This window comes from Candidatus Lernaella stagnicola, assembly GCA_030765525.1.
Lineage (GTDB): Bacteria > Lernaellota > Lernaellaia > Lernaellales > Lernaellaceae > Lernaella > Lernaella stagnicola.
In genome coordinates this window covers 286,730-301,050 of sequence record JAVCCK010000020.1, presented here as the reverse complement: position 1 = coordinate 301,050, position 14,321 = coordinate 286,730, and the positions used below count along the sequence as shown (strand labels likewise).

The window sequence follows — 14,321 nt, the reverse complement described above, 5'->3', positions numbered from 1 at the left end:
CCGCGTGATCGTCACCGGCACGCATTCGCACCATGCGCCCGACACCATCGGTCTCTGGGGTCTCATGATACCGCCGCGTAGCGGCCGCGATGAGGCTTTCATCGACTGGATGGTTGACGGCGCCGTCGAAGCGGCGCTGGCGGCGTATGAGGCGCAGCGTCCGGCGGTGGCGGCCGTGGCGACGGGTTCGGAGTCGCGGCTGCACTTCAACGACCAGGCCGCTGTGGACCCGGAAGCGGGCCTCGACTCGACTCTCACGGTGCTGGTGTTCAGCGCACCGGACGGCGCACCCATCGGCACGGTGATGAACTGGGGCTGCCACCCCACGGTGATGGGCCGTCACAACGTGGCGATCTCGGCCGACTTCCCCGGAGCCTACGTGCGGCACATGGACGAAGCGCTCGGCGGCGTGAATATGTTCGTCAACGGCAACCTGGGCGGCGGCGTGCTGCCGGTCAATAACGAGGAAGACGGCGACTGGGGCACGTGGGAGGAAGTCGACAGCTTCGGCGGCGTGCTCGCCGATGACGCCCTGGCACTGCTGGATGACGCCGAAGTGATCGACGATCCGCGCCTGCGCTTCGGCCAGGCGGTTGTGTATACAAAACTGACCAATCCCTTTTTCGCGTTGATCGGCCAGGTCGGGATGATTCCCAGGCCCATACCGGGTATGGGGGAAACCGGCCGCACGATAGCCTCGGCGTTCCGTTTGGGAAGCTTCGTATTCGCAGCGCTGCCGGGCGAGATTGCGCCGGAAGTCGGGCTGACGCTGCGGTGGCAAATCGGTGCGTCGCACCAGATGCACGCGAACATCGGTCAGGATTGGATCGGCTACGTGCTCACCAAGGAGCAATACCGCAACTTGCGCTATTTCTACTATTCGATTCTGTCACCGGGGGGCGGCTCGGCCGAAGCCATCTACACCGCGTACGACGAGATTTTGCTTCAACTACAATAACGCACGGTCACGCAAACTTCACCGCGGCGCCTAACGCCAACAGCAGTGCCGCCGCAAACCCATGAAATACGAACCAGCCGGGTTTCGGCCACGCGATGTATTTCAAGATGCCCATGATGATCCCCTTCTAAAACACGAGGACGCCCAGAGCGTACACGCCGCCCATGGCCGCCAAGTGAAACCCCCACCACGGCGCACGCAGGTACCGCCAATACGCCGGACGCTTGGCCCGGTCGTTCAAACCGCGGCCCGCCGCGCGGTCGAGGTCGATCTCGAAGAGCATTTGGCCCAGCGCCCACTTGCCGGCCAGGATAAGCGAATCGGCCAAGGTGCCGTAAATTAGAATGGCCTTCAGCGAGTACGCGCCGTCGAGTTCGACGATCATGTAGTGCGTCATGGTGACGATGCCGATGATGCAGGCCATGCCGTTGATAAGTTGGGCCGTCGCCGAATGGCGGCCGGTCGAGAAAAGCGCGGTGACAATCAGCACACTGGTCAGCGTTGCCACGAGCGGCACGAGGTTGGTCGGTTGAAACTCGCCGCCCTTGAATATCCAGTGGATTTTCGCGTGCAACAGCAGCCCGCCGAGCCCCATGCAGAAAATGCCCGCCACCGCCAGCGCGCGCAAACGCCCGCTTACCGTGAAGTTCACGTGCCACCCTCCCTTTCGCAAAATAACTATTTCAGTTTAACGGGCGGATACGGCCTAGTCAACACCTCACGCCGGCGTGGCAGATGTCATAGAAAGTCATTGATATTCGTACGTTTTTTCAACTATGATGCAAGTCGTGGTCTGTTCAACATCGGGAAGTGAGGCACGATGAAACGCGTTTTCGTTTTTGTGGCGATCCTCGGGTGCGCGGCTTTCTTTTTGATCCTGGTTGGGTGTGAGGAACTCTTTGAAGAGGAGGGCGAAACCTCCGGCGCGGCGTTGGTTGATTTGGTCAATGATTACCGCGCGGATCACGGGCTACCGCGCATTCCCAAATCACCCGCGTTGATGACCACCGCCAAGGCCCACGTGCGCGACCTGGTCGACCACGACCCGGTGCACGGCGATTGCAACCTGCATTCCTGGTCCGAAAAGGGCGATTGGACGAAATGCTGCTACACCGACGATCACGCCAACGCCGCGTGCATGCATAGCAAACCGGCTGAAATCGCAGGATATCCGGGCGAAGGGTACGAAATCGCCGCGTCGTCGAGCGCCGGTATCGACGCCGAGGGGGCGTTGGACCAATGGAAGGGCAGTTCCGGCCACGACGCCGTCATTCGTAACAAGGACACGTGGGCCGACAACGATTGGCAGGCCATCGGCGCGGCCATCAAGGATGAATACGCGGTGGTCTGGTTCGGCGAAGAGCCGGATCCCGATCTCGAAGATTAGAAAACCACACGAAAACCGGCTTTTTCGCCCTCGCCTCGGCCCGCGCTATACGTGCCGGGGCAGCAACTGCTTGGCGAGTTGGGGCATGGCCACCAGATTACGCACGATGCCCAAAAGGGGCGCCGCTTGCCGTTCCCCGTTGATGAGCGCGCGCAGCTTGGCGTTGATGTCGCCCTCGACGAGGGGTCCGTGCCCGGCGCACAAGCGCTTGATTTCCGGAGCTATTTTCACATATTGGCGCGTGGCGGCATGACATTCGTCCAAGTGCGGGCTGAATTCCGGCACGGCGAGGCCGACGATTTCCCCCAGCCTAAACGGTGTGGTGCCGGTCAGAATCGCGTCGCCGGAAAAGAGCGTCGCGGTGGGGCGATGGTAAAACATCACGGTCCCCGGCGTGTGGCCGGGCGTGTGGATGATCTCGAAACCCCACTTCCAGGGCCCGGCACGGAAGGTTTCGTCCACCACGCAGCGCGCCGGATACAGATCCTGCAACAGATGCCCGACGCGGGCCCACACCGGTGCCTTGAGACCGGTTAGCGGCTCAGGTGCGGCGGTGGCCTCCAGGTACGGGGCGTCGTTTTCATGGCAGATAACGGGGCAGCCGTAGGTTTCGCGCAGCCAGGCGGCGTTGCCGGCGTGATCGCGATGCCAGTGGGTGAGCAGAACCGCTGTAATGTCGCCGGGTTGGGTAATTCCCGCCCGCTTCAGGCAGCGGCGCAGCAGCCAGCGTTCGGCGGCGTCACCGGTGTCGATTAAGAAGCGACGGTTCTTGGAGTCGGCGAAAAGCCAGACATTGGAGAACAGAACGGACGAAGCAACGGACAAGTCATTTGTGAGTTGGTACATGGCGTAAATCCTTTCGACGCCGGTGTCCCTCCTCCCCTCGGATGCCAATCCGCGATGTTTGTGACACATCGCGTCAAATAAAGCAAGGGATTTATTGACCGGTCGGTTTCTCCGCGCCGGTCGACGGCCCGAAACGCCCGCGACGTCCAGGGGCAAAAAAGGCCGGGGTTATTGGCCCCGGCCGGTTTGCTGACTTGCGGATTGCTACTGGTAGTACTCGTCCATCGCCTTGTGCAGAAGCGTGCGCCATTCGTAGTTGACGCGTCTTTGGATCTCTTCCACGTCCTGTTCGGTCAGGTGGCGGAAGCGTCCTTGCGGCTTGAGGTACTCGAAGACGGGAATGTCGCGCGGTTCGATGTTGATGTTGTATCTCTCGCCGTCGAACACCTCATACACGGGAAAAACCTTGGTGTACGTGGCCAGCCGGGCGATCTCGATGGTCATGTCGCTGGCGATTTTCCAGCCCGGCGGACACGGCGAAAGGATATGGATGAACTTCGTGCCGCGGATTTCCTTGGCTTTCTTGACCTTGGCGATCAGGTCTTCGGGGAAGGCCACGTTGGCGGTGGCGATGTAGGGCACCTTATGCCCGGCGAGGATCTGGACGATGTTCTTCTTCGGCCCCTCCTTGGGCGCGTTGGCCGGAGTGGTGGTTGTCCAGGCTTTGTCGGGGGTGGCGCCGGAGCGCTGGACGCCCGTGTTCATGTACGCTTCGTTGTCGTAACAAAAATAGATGACATCTTCGTTGCGTTCGGCCGCGCCGGATAGGGCCTGCAGGCCGATATCGAAGGTGCCGCCGTCGCCGGCGAAGGCCATCACCTGCGTTTTGGTGTCGCCCTTCATGTCCAGAGCGGCCTTGATGCCCGAGAGGGCGGCGCCGCTGGTTTCGAAGGCGGTATGGAAGACGGGCACCTTCAAGGCGCTGTAGGGGAACATGCCGCCGATGATGGTCCAGCAGCAGGCCGGTTGTACGATGATGGTGTCGGGGCCCATCGCCTTGAGGACATGGCGCATGGCGGCTGAACCGCCGCAGCCCTGGCAGGCGAGGTGACCGCTCATCATGATCTCTTGCCGCGGATAATTCTCTCTCATACCTTCAACCCCTTCCAGTAAAGGAGGCTGTCCGGTTTTCCCATGCCCTCGACTTCAGTGACGATTTCCTCGAGTTGGTCGGGGGTGATGTCGCGACCGCCCAGGCCCATGACGTAACCGTAAACCGGCGGCACGTCCTCGTAGTTGGCCAGCGCGCCGCGCAGTTCGTCGGCCCAGATGCCGCCCTTGCCGAAGCTGATGTTGCGATCGATGACGATCGCCCTTTTCTTGCCTTTGAGCACGTCGTAAATCTGCGGTCCGGGGAAAGGCCGGAAGTAGCGCAGTTTGAGCACGCCGATTTTCTTGCCTTGTTCGCGGAGCTTTTTAACCAGGACCCTTGCCGGGCTGGTCGTGGTGCCGGAGGTGACGAGCACGGTTTCCGCGTCGTCGCATTCGATGGCTTCGACCAACCCGTAGCGGCGGTCGAACACGTCGGCGAATTCCTCGTGCGTTTTCGCGGCGACTTCCGGCACGCGCTCCATAGCCCGCTGCACCTTCCACCGCATTTCCATGAAATGCTCCGGCATGACCAGCGCACTGAAATTGTGCGGATCGGCTGGGTTCAAATAGTGGAGTGGATCGTAAGGCGGCAGGAACTTGTCGACAAGTTCTTCATCGGGGATATCGACCGGTTCGTAGGTGTGCGACAGGAAGAAAGCGTCGTAACACACCATCACCGGCAGCATCACCTGCTCGGCGACGCGGTATCCTTGGATGACGGTGTCGAACACCTCTTGGTTGTCTTCCACGTAGATTTGAATCCAACCGGTGTCGCGCTGGGCGAGTGAATCGGTTTGGTCGGCCCAAATATTCCAGCCCGGGGCCAGGGCGCGGTTGACGTTGACCATCACCACCGGCAGGCGCGCGCCAGAGGCCCAGTGCAGCATCTCGTGCATCAAGGCCAGGCCATTGGACGAGGAAGCGGTGAACACGCGCACGCCGGTCGATGAGGCGGCGATCACGCTGGCCATGGCCGAGTGTTCAGACTCCACCTTCAAGAACTTGGCGTCGAGGCGGCCGTCGGCGCATATTTCCGAAAGCTCCTCGACGATGTGCGTTTGGGGGGTGATCGGGTAGGCGGAGATCACCTTCACGCGGGCGCGCATGACGGCCCAGGACGCCGCGTGATTGCCCATGAGTACTTTCTTCATGGCTTACTCCTCCACCAGGATCATGGCCGCGCGTGGACATTCATGCACGCAGATGCCGCAACCCTTGCAGTAGTCGAAATTGATATCGTAGCCGTATTCGCCATCGGTTTTGTGCAGGATGAAGACGTCGGGACAGAACATGTAGCAGATGTCGCACATCGTACACACGCCGCAGTGGAAGCAGCGTTCGGCCGCAGCCATGGCTTCAGATTCGGTCAGGCCGAGGTTGATTTCTTCGAAACCCGCCGTGCGCTGGTCGTCGGGCAGCCGACGCGTCGTCACCCGCTCGATTTTTTCGAAGTGCCACTTGTTGAGGTCGTCAAAGACGATAACCCGTTTCTGGCCGATGGTCTTCGCGTGCGCCCGGCCACCCACGTAGGCAGCCATGGAGGCGCGGCCGCGCTCGCCGATGATGATGTTGTCGCCGATTTCCTCCATCGTCGCGCCACCCAGGTAGCGGTCGATGGCGATGGCGGCGTGCTTGCCGTCGCCCAAGGCCTGTGTGACGTTCTGCTGCGGGCTGGCGATGTCGCCCCCGGCGAACACGCCCGGTTTACCGGTGAGGCCGAAGTCGTCGATGACGATCTTGCCCCACTCCTGCTTGACGTCCGCCGGCAGGAATTCGATGTCGCCCTTTTCGCCGATGGCCGAAACGACCATGTCGCAGGGCACGATGAACTCGCTGCCGGGCACCGGTTCGGGACGGCGCCGCCCGGATTCATCGGGCTCGCCCAGTTCCATCTTCTGCATTTCGACGCCCGCCACGCGGCCGTCCTGCACGACGATTTTCACCGGCGCGGCAAGCAACTCGAGCTTCACGCCTTCCTCTTCGGCGTCGTCGACTTCCTCTTCGAAGGCGGGCATTTCGACCCGCGTGCGTCGATAGTAAATCGTGGCGTCCGCGCCCAAGCGCCGCGCAACCCGCGCCGCGTCAACCGCACTGTTACCGCCGCCAATGACGACGACGTTCTTGCCGCAATCGAATTTTTGGCCGAGCGCGACTTTGGCCAAAAGGCTAAGACCGGGGACGACGCCCTCGGCGTCCTCACCGTCAATGCCCAGCACGCGATTGAGATGCACGCCGGTGGCGATAAAGACGGCGTCGTATTCGCCCAGTTTCTCGAAGGGCAGATCGACGCCGACTTTCACGCCCAGCTTGAATTGCACGCCGAGGCGTTCAATGGACGCGACCTCGGCATCTAGAATATCGCGCGGCAGGCGATAGGCGGGGATGCCGATACGCAGCAACCCGCCCGCCTGCGGCAAGGCGTCGAATACCGTCACCTGATGGCCAAGGCGGCGCAAGTGATAGGCGGCGGCCAATCCGGCCGGCCCGGCGCCGACGATGGCCACGGTCTTTCCGCTTTCCTCGCGCAACAATTCCATCGGTGCGACGTCGGCGGCGTGGTCAGCGGCGTAGCGCTCGAGAGCCTGGATGGCCGTAGGTTGGTCGAAATCCTTGCGGTTGCAGGCATTTTCGCAAGGGTGGTAGCACACCCGGCCGGTTACGGCGGGCATGGGGTTTTCTTCCTTCAGCAGGCGCCACGCCTCGCCCGGTTTTCCTTCTCCGATGAGACGGATAAAGCCCTCGATGTCGTTGCCGACGGGACAGGCTTCGTTGCAGGCCGGAACGTGGTCCTGGAACTGGGGTCGCAGGTATCGCCAACTGCCGGTGCGATTCCACAACATGGTGGAGATAGACATCACCGTTTCGGGCATGTCGTGCGCGCCGGCGAAGACGATCGGTTTGTGTTCTTCTGCCATCGTCGTTTTCCTCACTGCGTGATGACCATGTCAAACGCTTCGCGGGCGGCGGTGGCGTTTGCGTCGGGTTTGATGGGGACATCCTGGCGAATCGCTTCGCAGATGGAGTCAATGCTCATCATGCCGGAAGCCTTAGCGAACGCGCCGAGGATCGCCGTGTTGACGATCGGCTGCGCCGGGCTGCCCAGGCGGTGCTTAATGGCGATGGCCGAGGCATTGACGCAGGCAACCGAAAAGTCGGCCAAATCAGGAAAGTCGGCCGGCGTCTGGTTCGAGTTGATGAGCACGAGGCCGCCCTTGGCCAACCCGGTGGTAACATCGACGGCTTCGATCAGCGTGCGATCGAGCACGATGATGTGATCGGGTTCGTAGATGTTGTTGCGCAGAAGAATCTTGTCTTTGTCGACCCGCAGAAACGCCTCCACCGGGGCCCCGCGGCGCTCGACGCCGAACTTGGGAAAGCTCTGCACCCACTTGCCTTCCATGAAGAGCGCAACCGCCATTACCTTACTGGCGATAACGGCGCCCTGCCCTCCTCTTCCGTGAAAGCGTATTTCGATCATGTGTCACTCCCGGAGGTGATGGCCGGCGGCGGTGTGCCACAACGCGACCGGCCCGATACGATCAGCGAGGCCGCAAAGGGCCCCGCTTGGATTAATTCGCGTACGGATAAAGTACAATAATCGTTTTGGCCTTGCCTTGGCCGATTGCACGGATGTCGTGCGGTACAACGGCGTGGTAGTACACCGAATCGCCGGGTCCCAAACGAATGTGATCTTCCCCGAACTCCAGATCGATTTCGCCCTCGATCACGAAGAGGAATTCCTCGCCATCGTGGGAGAGTGCGGTCCCGCTGTGGGGTTCCAGACCGAATTCCACGTAGAACGGTTCCATCTTCTTCTTCGCCAACCGGTAGGCGAGGCTTTCGTAATTGTAGGTAAGTCGCCCGCGGTCGCCTTCGGGCAGATATTCTTGATGTACGGAGAGTCGGCTGTCGGCTCGAGTAACCTCGATGCGTCCGGAACTCTCGTCGTCGGTAAAGAAATGATCGATGCTGACGCCAAGGATTTTCGAGATGTTGAGCAACGTGGCCACCGTCGGCGGTACGACGTCCTCTTCAATTTGCGCGAGCAGCACTTTGGATAGATTGAGTTTCTGCGCGAGGTCTTCAAGGGACAAACCTTTCGCGCGGCGCAGCATCTGCACCCGCCGACCGATCCCAAGTTGTTTGAGTTCGTTCACCGTGCCCCTGGGCATGATCTCCTCCTTGACTGGAAAGCGGCTACGAATATGTAGCACGAGCCGGGCGCTGATTCAAGACCGCCCACCGCCCATGATCCGCATACATATCGCATATATTCCAACAATATTGTGTATTTATACACTCAAACCGAGAGCAGCCCACGGTAGATTGCCGCGGTACGTTCCACCATCCGGTCGGCCGACCGATCGCGCCAGACCGTCTCGTAAGCAGCGGCGGCCAACGCGGCGGCGCGGTCGCGATCAGTAAGGGCCAGACGCAGTTTTGCGGCGATGTCCGCGGGGTCGGCGACGGCGGCAAGCCGGCCGGTCTGATCGTCGATCACGAGTTCGGGAATACCGCCGGCGGCCGTGGCGACAACCGGCACGCGAGCCGCCATCGCATCCAGAATCGCGCTGCAAAGGCCCTCGGTAACGCTGGTCATGGCAAACACATCGAGCGCCGAAAGCCACGCGGGAACGTCGTCCCGCCAGCCGACGAAGTGCACCGAGTCGCTAATATTCAAGACGCGTGCATGTTGTTCCAAAGCGCTGCGCCGCGGTCCGTCGCCGATAAGGATCAAGGCGGCGTCGATGTCGGCGCGCACGCGCGGCCACGCATCCAGCAAATGCGCATGGCCTTTGTGATCGACCAAACCCGCGACGTCGCCGACCCACGGCACGCCCGCATCGATACCACATGCCGCGGCCAGCGCCGCTTTTGCGCCAGCGACCGGTTCGTGCGGCGGCACGCCGCTGGAAACGACGGAAATCTTTTCGGCGGGCACGGCGGCGCTCATCAACGCGGCGCGAACGGCCTCGCCGATGGCAATGAAGTGTCGCGGCGCCGCGTATTTGCGGTCGTTGAAAAAGCCGCGACGGATGGGATTGTCGACCCGACGGTGCACCACAACTGCCGCCCGCAAACCGAACGCTTGGGCCAGCACGGCTAATCCGTGCGCGTGCGCCGAATGCGCGGCGAGCACCTGAACACCGGCTTCGTTGGCCTCGCGGGCTAGGCGACGCGCGGCGAACGGATCCCACTCGCCCCAGGTGGGGACGGCATGCACGCGAACCGGCGTGTCGGCCAGTTGCCCGGCCAGCGGCGTCTCGGGTGCGGTGAAGAAATGCGTGGGATGCCCGTGGGCGGCCAGGCCGGTGGCCAGTAGAAAAGCCTGACGCTGACCGCCGCGCCACATGGGGTCGATATCGACGTGGCCGGTCACGAGGCGTTCGCTTGCTTCCATCCGCCGGGGTCCTCTACCATAATGGTGGTTAACTGAAACGAGGTCAGCTTACTTGAAGGTCGCCGTCATTCACAACCAGCCGCTGGGAACGCGGGAAGCCGGCGTGGCGTTCGTCACGGGCGCGGCTACGGGTTACGCCCTGTCCGGCGCGGAAACAACGCTGCTGGCGCCGGGCCCGGTAAAAAACGCCAAAGCGGAGTTGGCGCGCCTGGCCGTCCCGGATCCAACGCCGTTCGCCTTGCCGTCGCTGCCGCCGATTCGTTTGGAGTGGGGACTGTTTCGTCCGAGCTGGTCCGGACCGTTTCGCAAAGCCGTGCTCGGCAAGCTGGCCGCGGGCGGTTTCGATGTCGCGGTGGTGCGCGACTTGAAGCTCGCCGATCTGCTATTGCGCTACGACCTGCCACTGAAGCTCGTCTACGAAATGCACAATCTGTATTCGCTGGGCCAGGACGACGCGCGCGCCGACGGCTTGTTCCCGGCAGACAAGCTCGACATGCATCGGCGGCGGGAGGCAATGGAAAAACGCGTGCTGGAGAAAGTCGACGGCGTGATCGTGCTTACCGAGGGCCTAAAGAAATTACTGGAACCGCACTACAACCTCGCGGGGCGGATCGGCGTGGGTGGTTCGGCGCTGCACCCGACCAAGCCGCCGGCGAAGCCCGCTCGGTGCGTCGAGATCGCGTATCTGGGCAGTCTCGACCCACATAAGGGTGTGGGTTCGATCGTCGCCGCGCTCGCCGAACTGCCGGAGGAAACTCGCTTGCTGCTGGTGGGACACGGCCGGCATCACGAGGCGCTGCTCAAGCTGGCAGTGTATTACGGAGTCGCCGAGCGGCTGACTCTGGCCGGTTGGTACGCGCCGGCCGACTTGCCCGAACGCCTGGCCGAATGTTTCGCGGCGGTGGTCCCGTTGGAAGACCTTTTCTACAACCGCTACGTGACCAGCCCGATGAAGCTATTTGATTACGCGCGCGCCGGGGTCGTGCCGGTGATTCCCGATTTGCCGGTGTTCGAGGAATTGTTCGCCGAGAGCGGCGGCGGCGTTATTGTCGAAACGGGCACGGCGGCAAATTATGCGGCGGCGCTGCGAAAGCTTTTCGAAGATTCGGACTACCGCGCGGAAAAGGAGCATCAACTGCGAGCCTTCGCCGCCCGTTACACGTGGCAGCGTCGGGGCGAGGGGCTGCTGCGTTTTTTCACGCGGCTCACGGCGGGCGCTTAATCGTCGGCGGCCAGTTTTTCCTCCACCGCTTCTACCTTCTGCTCCATGCTGGTTTCTTTGTCGCGGCGGTCGTCCAACACGAGAGTAGTCGATACGCGCGCGTGCCCGGCTTGGAAAGCGGCTTCGTGCGCCGCCATCACCGCGGCCATAACGTCTCCCAGATCCCCTTCCAGGATGGTGCACATGGGAGTCAGTTGATATTTGATTCCCGTGTCGCAGATGGCCTGCTGCACTTTGGCGACGGTGGCCGAAAGGGACGTACTCGTCGTACCCAGAGGAACAACGGTGAGTTGAGCGATCGGCATGGGTTCGCCTCCTTGTTGGTTGCTTCCTCCCTACGATAGCGCAGCCACGCCGTCATGCAACGGCTGGGGCCCCGGGACGCGGCGACCTTTTTTTGCTACAACATTGGCGTACTACCAACCGGATTGGATCATGACCCAACTGTGGCGCGCGGTTTTTGTGTTGCTGATCGTGACGGCGCTTCTCGTCTCTTTCGCCTGCGACGACGACGATGACGACGATGACTCGCCGGCGACGGACGATGACGACGACACCTCGCCGGGAGGCGACGACGACGCATCGGCAGGGTGTACGGATCGGCAGGTGGTCGAGGTCGATCGCGACGAGAGCGTCACCGTCGCCTGGGACGACGGCACGTCCGTCGAACTTTCCGTGCTGGAGATCGAGACGGAGTTCGACGCCGTGCGCGGCGCGGTGCGGGCGGCGCGCGCCCACGTGGAAATCGACGGCGAGACGGCATGGGTCGATGTGGGCAACTACCACCTACCGGTGACGGTGGGCGCGGTGCAGATCGATTGCCCGGTGGTCGAGGATTACTACGTAAACAGCGATGAAGACCGCTGGGGTTTGCGGGCCGCGGCTCGCTTTCGTTTGTGGCAGGCGGGCTGCCCGTGGCTGCCCGGCGAATCGATGTTATACCCGGTGGCCGGTCAGCGGTGGTTGCCGAATCGCTCGCAAGCGGGCAACGAACCCACCGACGACTACCTTCCTTTCCTCACGTCGATCTACTACCACTCCGGAATCGATTTCGGCGGCACGGATCACGTAGACAGGGTCGTGGCGGCGGCGCCGGGCACGGTGGTGCTGGCCGGGGGCGAAGTGCTGCCGGGGTACGAGGAAACGCCGGCCCGCCTGCAGGGTCCGCGCCGGGATGTCGTTTTCGTGCTCGATGAGCGCGGCTGGTACTACCGCTACAGTCACTTGGACAGCATCGCGCCGAACGTTTTTCTCGGCCAACAATTGCGGGCCGGTGAGCCGATCGGTGTGCTGGGTAAAAGGGGTACGAGCGGCGGTTGGTCGCACCTGCACTTCGAAATCATCTGTCGGCAACCTTCGGGCGAATGGGGCACCGAGTCCGCCTACCCGTATGTGTGGCAGGGGTATGTCGAGCGCGAAAAGCCGCCGTTGCTGGCGCACGCCCGGCCCCATCGCATCGCTCGCGCGGGCGACACGGTTACGTTGGATGGCGGCGGGTCGATAAGCTTGGCCAGCGAGATCGTCGACTACACGTGGCTGTTCACCGACGGTGAAACGGCGAGCGGTGAGCGCGTCGAGCGTACGTACGACCAGGCCGGTTTTTTCACCGAAGTTTTGCAGGTGACCGATGCGGCGGGTCACGTCGCCTACGATTTCGCCGTGGTGCAGATCGTGGAGAATTCGCCGCGGCCGTTCTATACGTACATCCACGCCGCGCATTCGCCCTCGCGCCCGGTCGGCGTCGGCGAAGACGTTCTGTTCAAAGCCCGACTATTCGGTGTGACCGGCGGCGTCGAGCAATGGGACTTCGGCGACGGCAGCCCGCTCGAATTCACGCAATCGGTCCCCTTCCCCAACCCACTGGGCGACTACGCCTCGCTTCGCCACGCCTATGATGCGCCGGGCGACTACCTGGTGCGCGTGGAACGCAGCAACGTGCACGGCGAGCCGGCCATCGCGCGGCTTTGGGTGCGCGTCGAGCCGTAAAAACCGGCGGCGGCTTATCGCCTACCTCACCGGACACGACGAGATACTTCGAGATTCAACTTGACGCCGTCGAAACAGGATTGTTAGCGTTTCATTTGGAGGGCGCGGCGCCTGCCGTGCCGCTGGCAACCTTCTGCAGGAGTGTGTCATGAAAAATATCGCATTTCCGTTCATTCTACTGCTGCTTTTGACCATCACATTTTGTTTCGTCGCGGCGTGCGACGACGACGACGACGATGACAACAACGACGACAACACGGCCGCTGATGATGACGACGACGATGATGACAACAACGACGACAACGACGACGACACAGCGCCGCCCGAATCGTTGTCTTTCGCCACGTACAACGCCGGTCTCGCCTACGGGTACGTACCCCTGGGCTATTACCGGCGCGACGAGCTATTCGACGCGGTGCCGGAACTCGATGTCGACGTCGTCTGCATGGAAGAGGTGTGGAACGAAGAGGACATCGTCGCGTTGGCGGCCGGTATGGCGCCGAATTTTCCCTTCCTGTACCGCCACGACAGCGTGCCGGACTTCGCCGGCGTGCCGCCTGAAGCCGAACCGAGATGCGGGGCGGCCATCGGCCCGCTGGATACCTGCGTGCGCGACAACTGCGACATCACGCAGAACGAAGGGCTGCTGGATTGCGCCATTGAAAACTGCCCCATCCAATTGCTGCTGACCGGCCTGGATTGCATCGAGTGCCTCGCGGGGAACATCGATGAGGTCTACGACGAGATGTATGACACATGCACGAATCCGAATCCGCCGCCGATTTCCTACAACGGGTCCAACGGTCTGCTGCTTCTCGCGAATCGGGAGATGACCGAAACCGAGTGGGTGCAGTTCCCCTTCTTCCTGACCAACCGCGTGGCGTTACACGGTAAAGTCGAAACCGCCGGCGGACCGGTGCACGTGTACTGCACGCACCTGACGGCGTCCATCAGCATCCTGCCCTACAACGGCGATGCGGCCTCGTACGAAGCCGAACAGGCCATGCAAATCGAAGCATTGTTGGAATGGATCGGCGAAACGGCGGGCGAGGACCCGTACGTACTGCTGGGCGACTTCAATAACGGCCCGGGCACCGGCGGCAAGCCGAACGAGTTCCCGGCCAATTACACGATGCTCACCGGCGCGGGTTTGGCCGATCCCTACACAACGCAGTTTCCGAATCGCTGCACGTTCTGCGACGAGAATCCGCTGGTGGACGGCACGCCCGGCCCGGCGGGAGTGATTATCGACCACGCGTTCTTCCAAGGCTTCGACGACTACGCCTTCACGGCGGCGCGCGTATTCGACGAAGCGATCACCCTGAATGTGGAAGGCGACATGGTGGAATCGCGGCTTTCGGACCATTACGGAGTGGTCGTCACCGCCGACCCGCAATAAGCGCATCATTATCGACGGGCGCGGCGCTCG

Annotated in this window: 14 protein-coding genes; 5 read left to right on the top strand and 9 right to left on the bottom strand. The window is 62.1% G+C overall.

Annotated features, from left to right (window positions below; all coding sequences use genetic code 11):
* The coding region (locus P9L99_10005; protein MDP8223682.1) for a hypothetical protein at positions 1-958 on the top strand (958 nt) is incomplete at its 5' end.
* A gap of 127 nt (positions 959-1,085) precedes the next feature.
* On the opposite strand, the gene P9L99_10000 is transcribed toward P9L99_10005, so the two are convergent.
* On the bottom strand, positions 1,086-1,610 hold the full coding sequence (locus P9L99_10000; protein MDP8223681.1) for a hypothetical protein: 525 nt from the start codon (positions 1,608-1,610) through the stop codon (positions 1,086-1,088).
* Positions 1,611-1,778: 168 nt separating this feature from the next.
* Between P9L99_10000 and P9L99_09995 the strand changes: the two genes are divergently transcribed.
* Positions 1,779-2,345, top strand: a complete 567-nt coding sequence (locus P9L99_09995; protein MDP8223680.1) for a CAP domain-containing protein — start codon at positions 1,779-1,781, stop codon at positions 2,343-2,345.
* Between the two features lie 45 nt (positions 2,346-2,390).
* On the opposite strand, the gene P9L99_09990 is transcribed toward P9L99_09995, so the two are convergent.
* The 7 genes from P9L99_09990 to P9L99_09960 all read right to left on the bottom strand — a co-directional run bounded on the left by P9L99_09990 (position 2,391) and on the right by P9L99_09960 (position 9,684).
* The gene (locus tag P9L99_09990) at positions 2,391-3,191 is read right to left on the bottom strand and encodes an MBL fold metallo-hydrolase (GenBank protein MDP8223679.1); all 801 of its coding nucleotides are present in this window, start codon (positions 3,189-3,191) and stop codon (positions 2,391-2,393) included.
* Between the two features lie 204 nt (positions 3,192-3,395).
* Entirely contained in the window at positions 3,396-4,283 is an 888-nt protein-coding gene (locus P9L99_09985) for a thiamine pyrophosphate-dependent enzyme (GenBank protein MDP8223678.1), read from the bottom strand.
* The gene (locus tag P9L99_09980) at positions 4,280-5,434 is read right to left on the bottom strand and encodes a hypothetical protein (protein ID MDP8223677.1); all 1,155 of its coding nucleotides are present in this window, start codon (positions 5,432-5,434) and stop codon (positions 4,280-4,282) included. Before P9L99_09980 ends, P9L99_09985 begins: the two co-directional genes overlap by 4 nt.
* A gap of 3 nt (positions 5,435-5,437) precedes the next feature.
* The gene (locus P9L99_09975) at positions 5,438-7,198 is read right to left on the bottom strand and encodes an NAD(P)-binding protein (protein ID MDP8223676.1); all 1,761 of its coding nucleotides are present in this window, start codon (positions 7,196-7,198) and stop codon (positions 5,438-5,440) included.
* An 11-nt stretch (positions 7,199-7,209) separates the two neighbouring features.
* Positions 7,210-7,761: a 2-oxoacid:acceptor oxidoreductase family protein gene (locus tag P9L99_09970; protein ID MDP8223675.1), complete on the bottom strand. Its 552-nt coding sequence runs from the start codon at positions 7,759-7,761 to the stop codon at positions 7,210-7,212.
* 91 nt (positions 7,762-7,852) lie between these two features.
* On the bottom strand, positions 7,853-8,455 hold the full coding sequence (locus P9L99_09965; protein MDP8223674.1) for a cupin domain-containing protein: 603 nt from the start codon (positions 8,453-8,455) through the stop codon (positions 7,853-7,855).
* Positions 8,456-8,583: 128 nt separating this feature from the next.
* Entirely contained in the window at positions 8,584-9,684 is a 1,101-nt protein-coding gene (locus P9L99_09960) for a glycosyltransferase family 4 protein (GenBank protein MDP8223673.1), read from the bottom strand.
* Between the two features lie 52 nt (positions 9,685-9,736).
* On the opposite strand from P9L99_09960, the gene P9L99_09955 reads away from it, so the two are divergent.
* Positions 9,737-10,906, top strand: coding sequence for a glycosyltransferase (locus P9L99_09955; GenBank protein MDP8223672.1), 1,170 nt, complete (start codon positions 9,737-9,739; stop codon positions 10,904-10,906).
* On the opposite strand, the gene P9L99_09950 is transcribed toward P9L99_09955, so the two are convergent.
* A complete protein-coding gene (locus tag P9L99_09950; protein ID MDP8223671.1) occupies positions 10,903-11,211 on the bottom strand; it encodes an MTH1187 family thiamine-binding protein in 309 nt (102 codons plus the stop codon). The two genes, P9L99_09955 and P9L99_09950, sit on opposite strands and share 4 nt — an antisense overlap.
* A 130-nt stretch (positions 11,212-11,341) precedes the next feature.
* On the opposite strand from P9L99_09950, the gene P9L99_09945 reads away from it, so the two are divergent.
* Positions 11,342-12,892 carry a PKD domain-containing protein gene (locus tag P9L99_09945; protein ID MDP8223670.1) on the top strand — a complete coding sequence of 517 codons (1,551 nt, stop codon included), beginning with the start codon at positions 11,342-11,344 and terminating at the stop codon, positions 12,890-12,892.
* Between the two features lie 148 nt (positions 12,893-13,040).
* Entirely contained in the window at positions 13,041-14,291 is a 1,251-nt protein-coding gene (locus tag P9L99_09940) for an endonuclease/exonuclease/phosphatase family protein (GenBank protein MDP8223669.1), read from the top strand.
* The last annotated feature ends 30 nt before the right edge of the window (positions 14,292-14,321 follow it).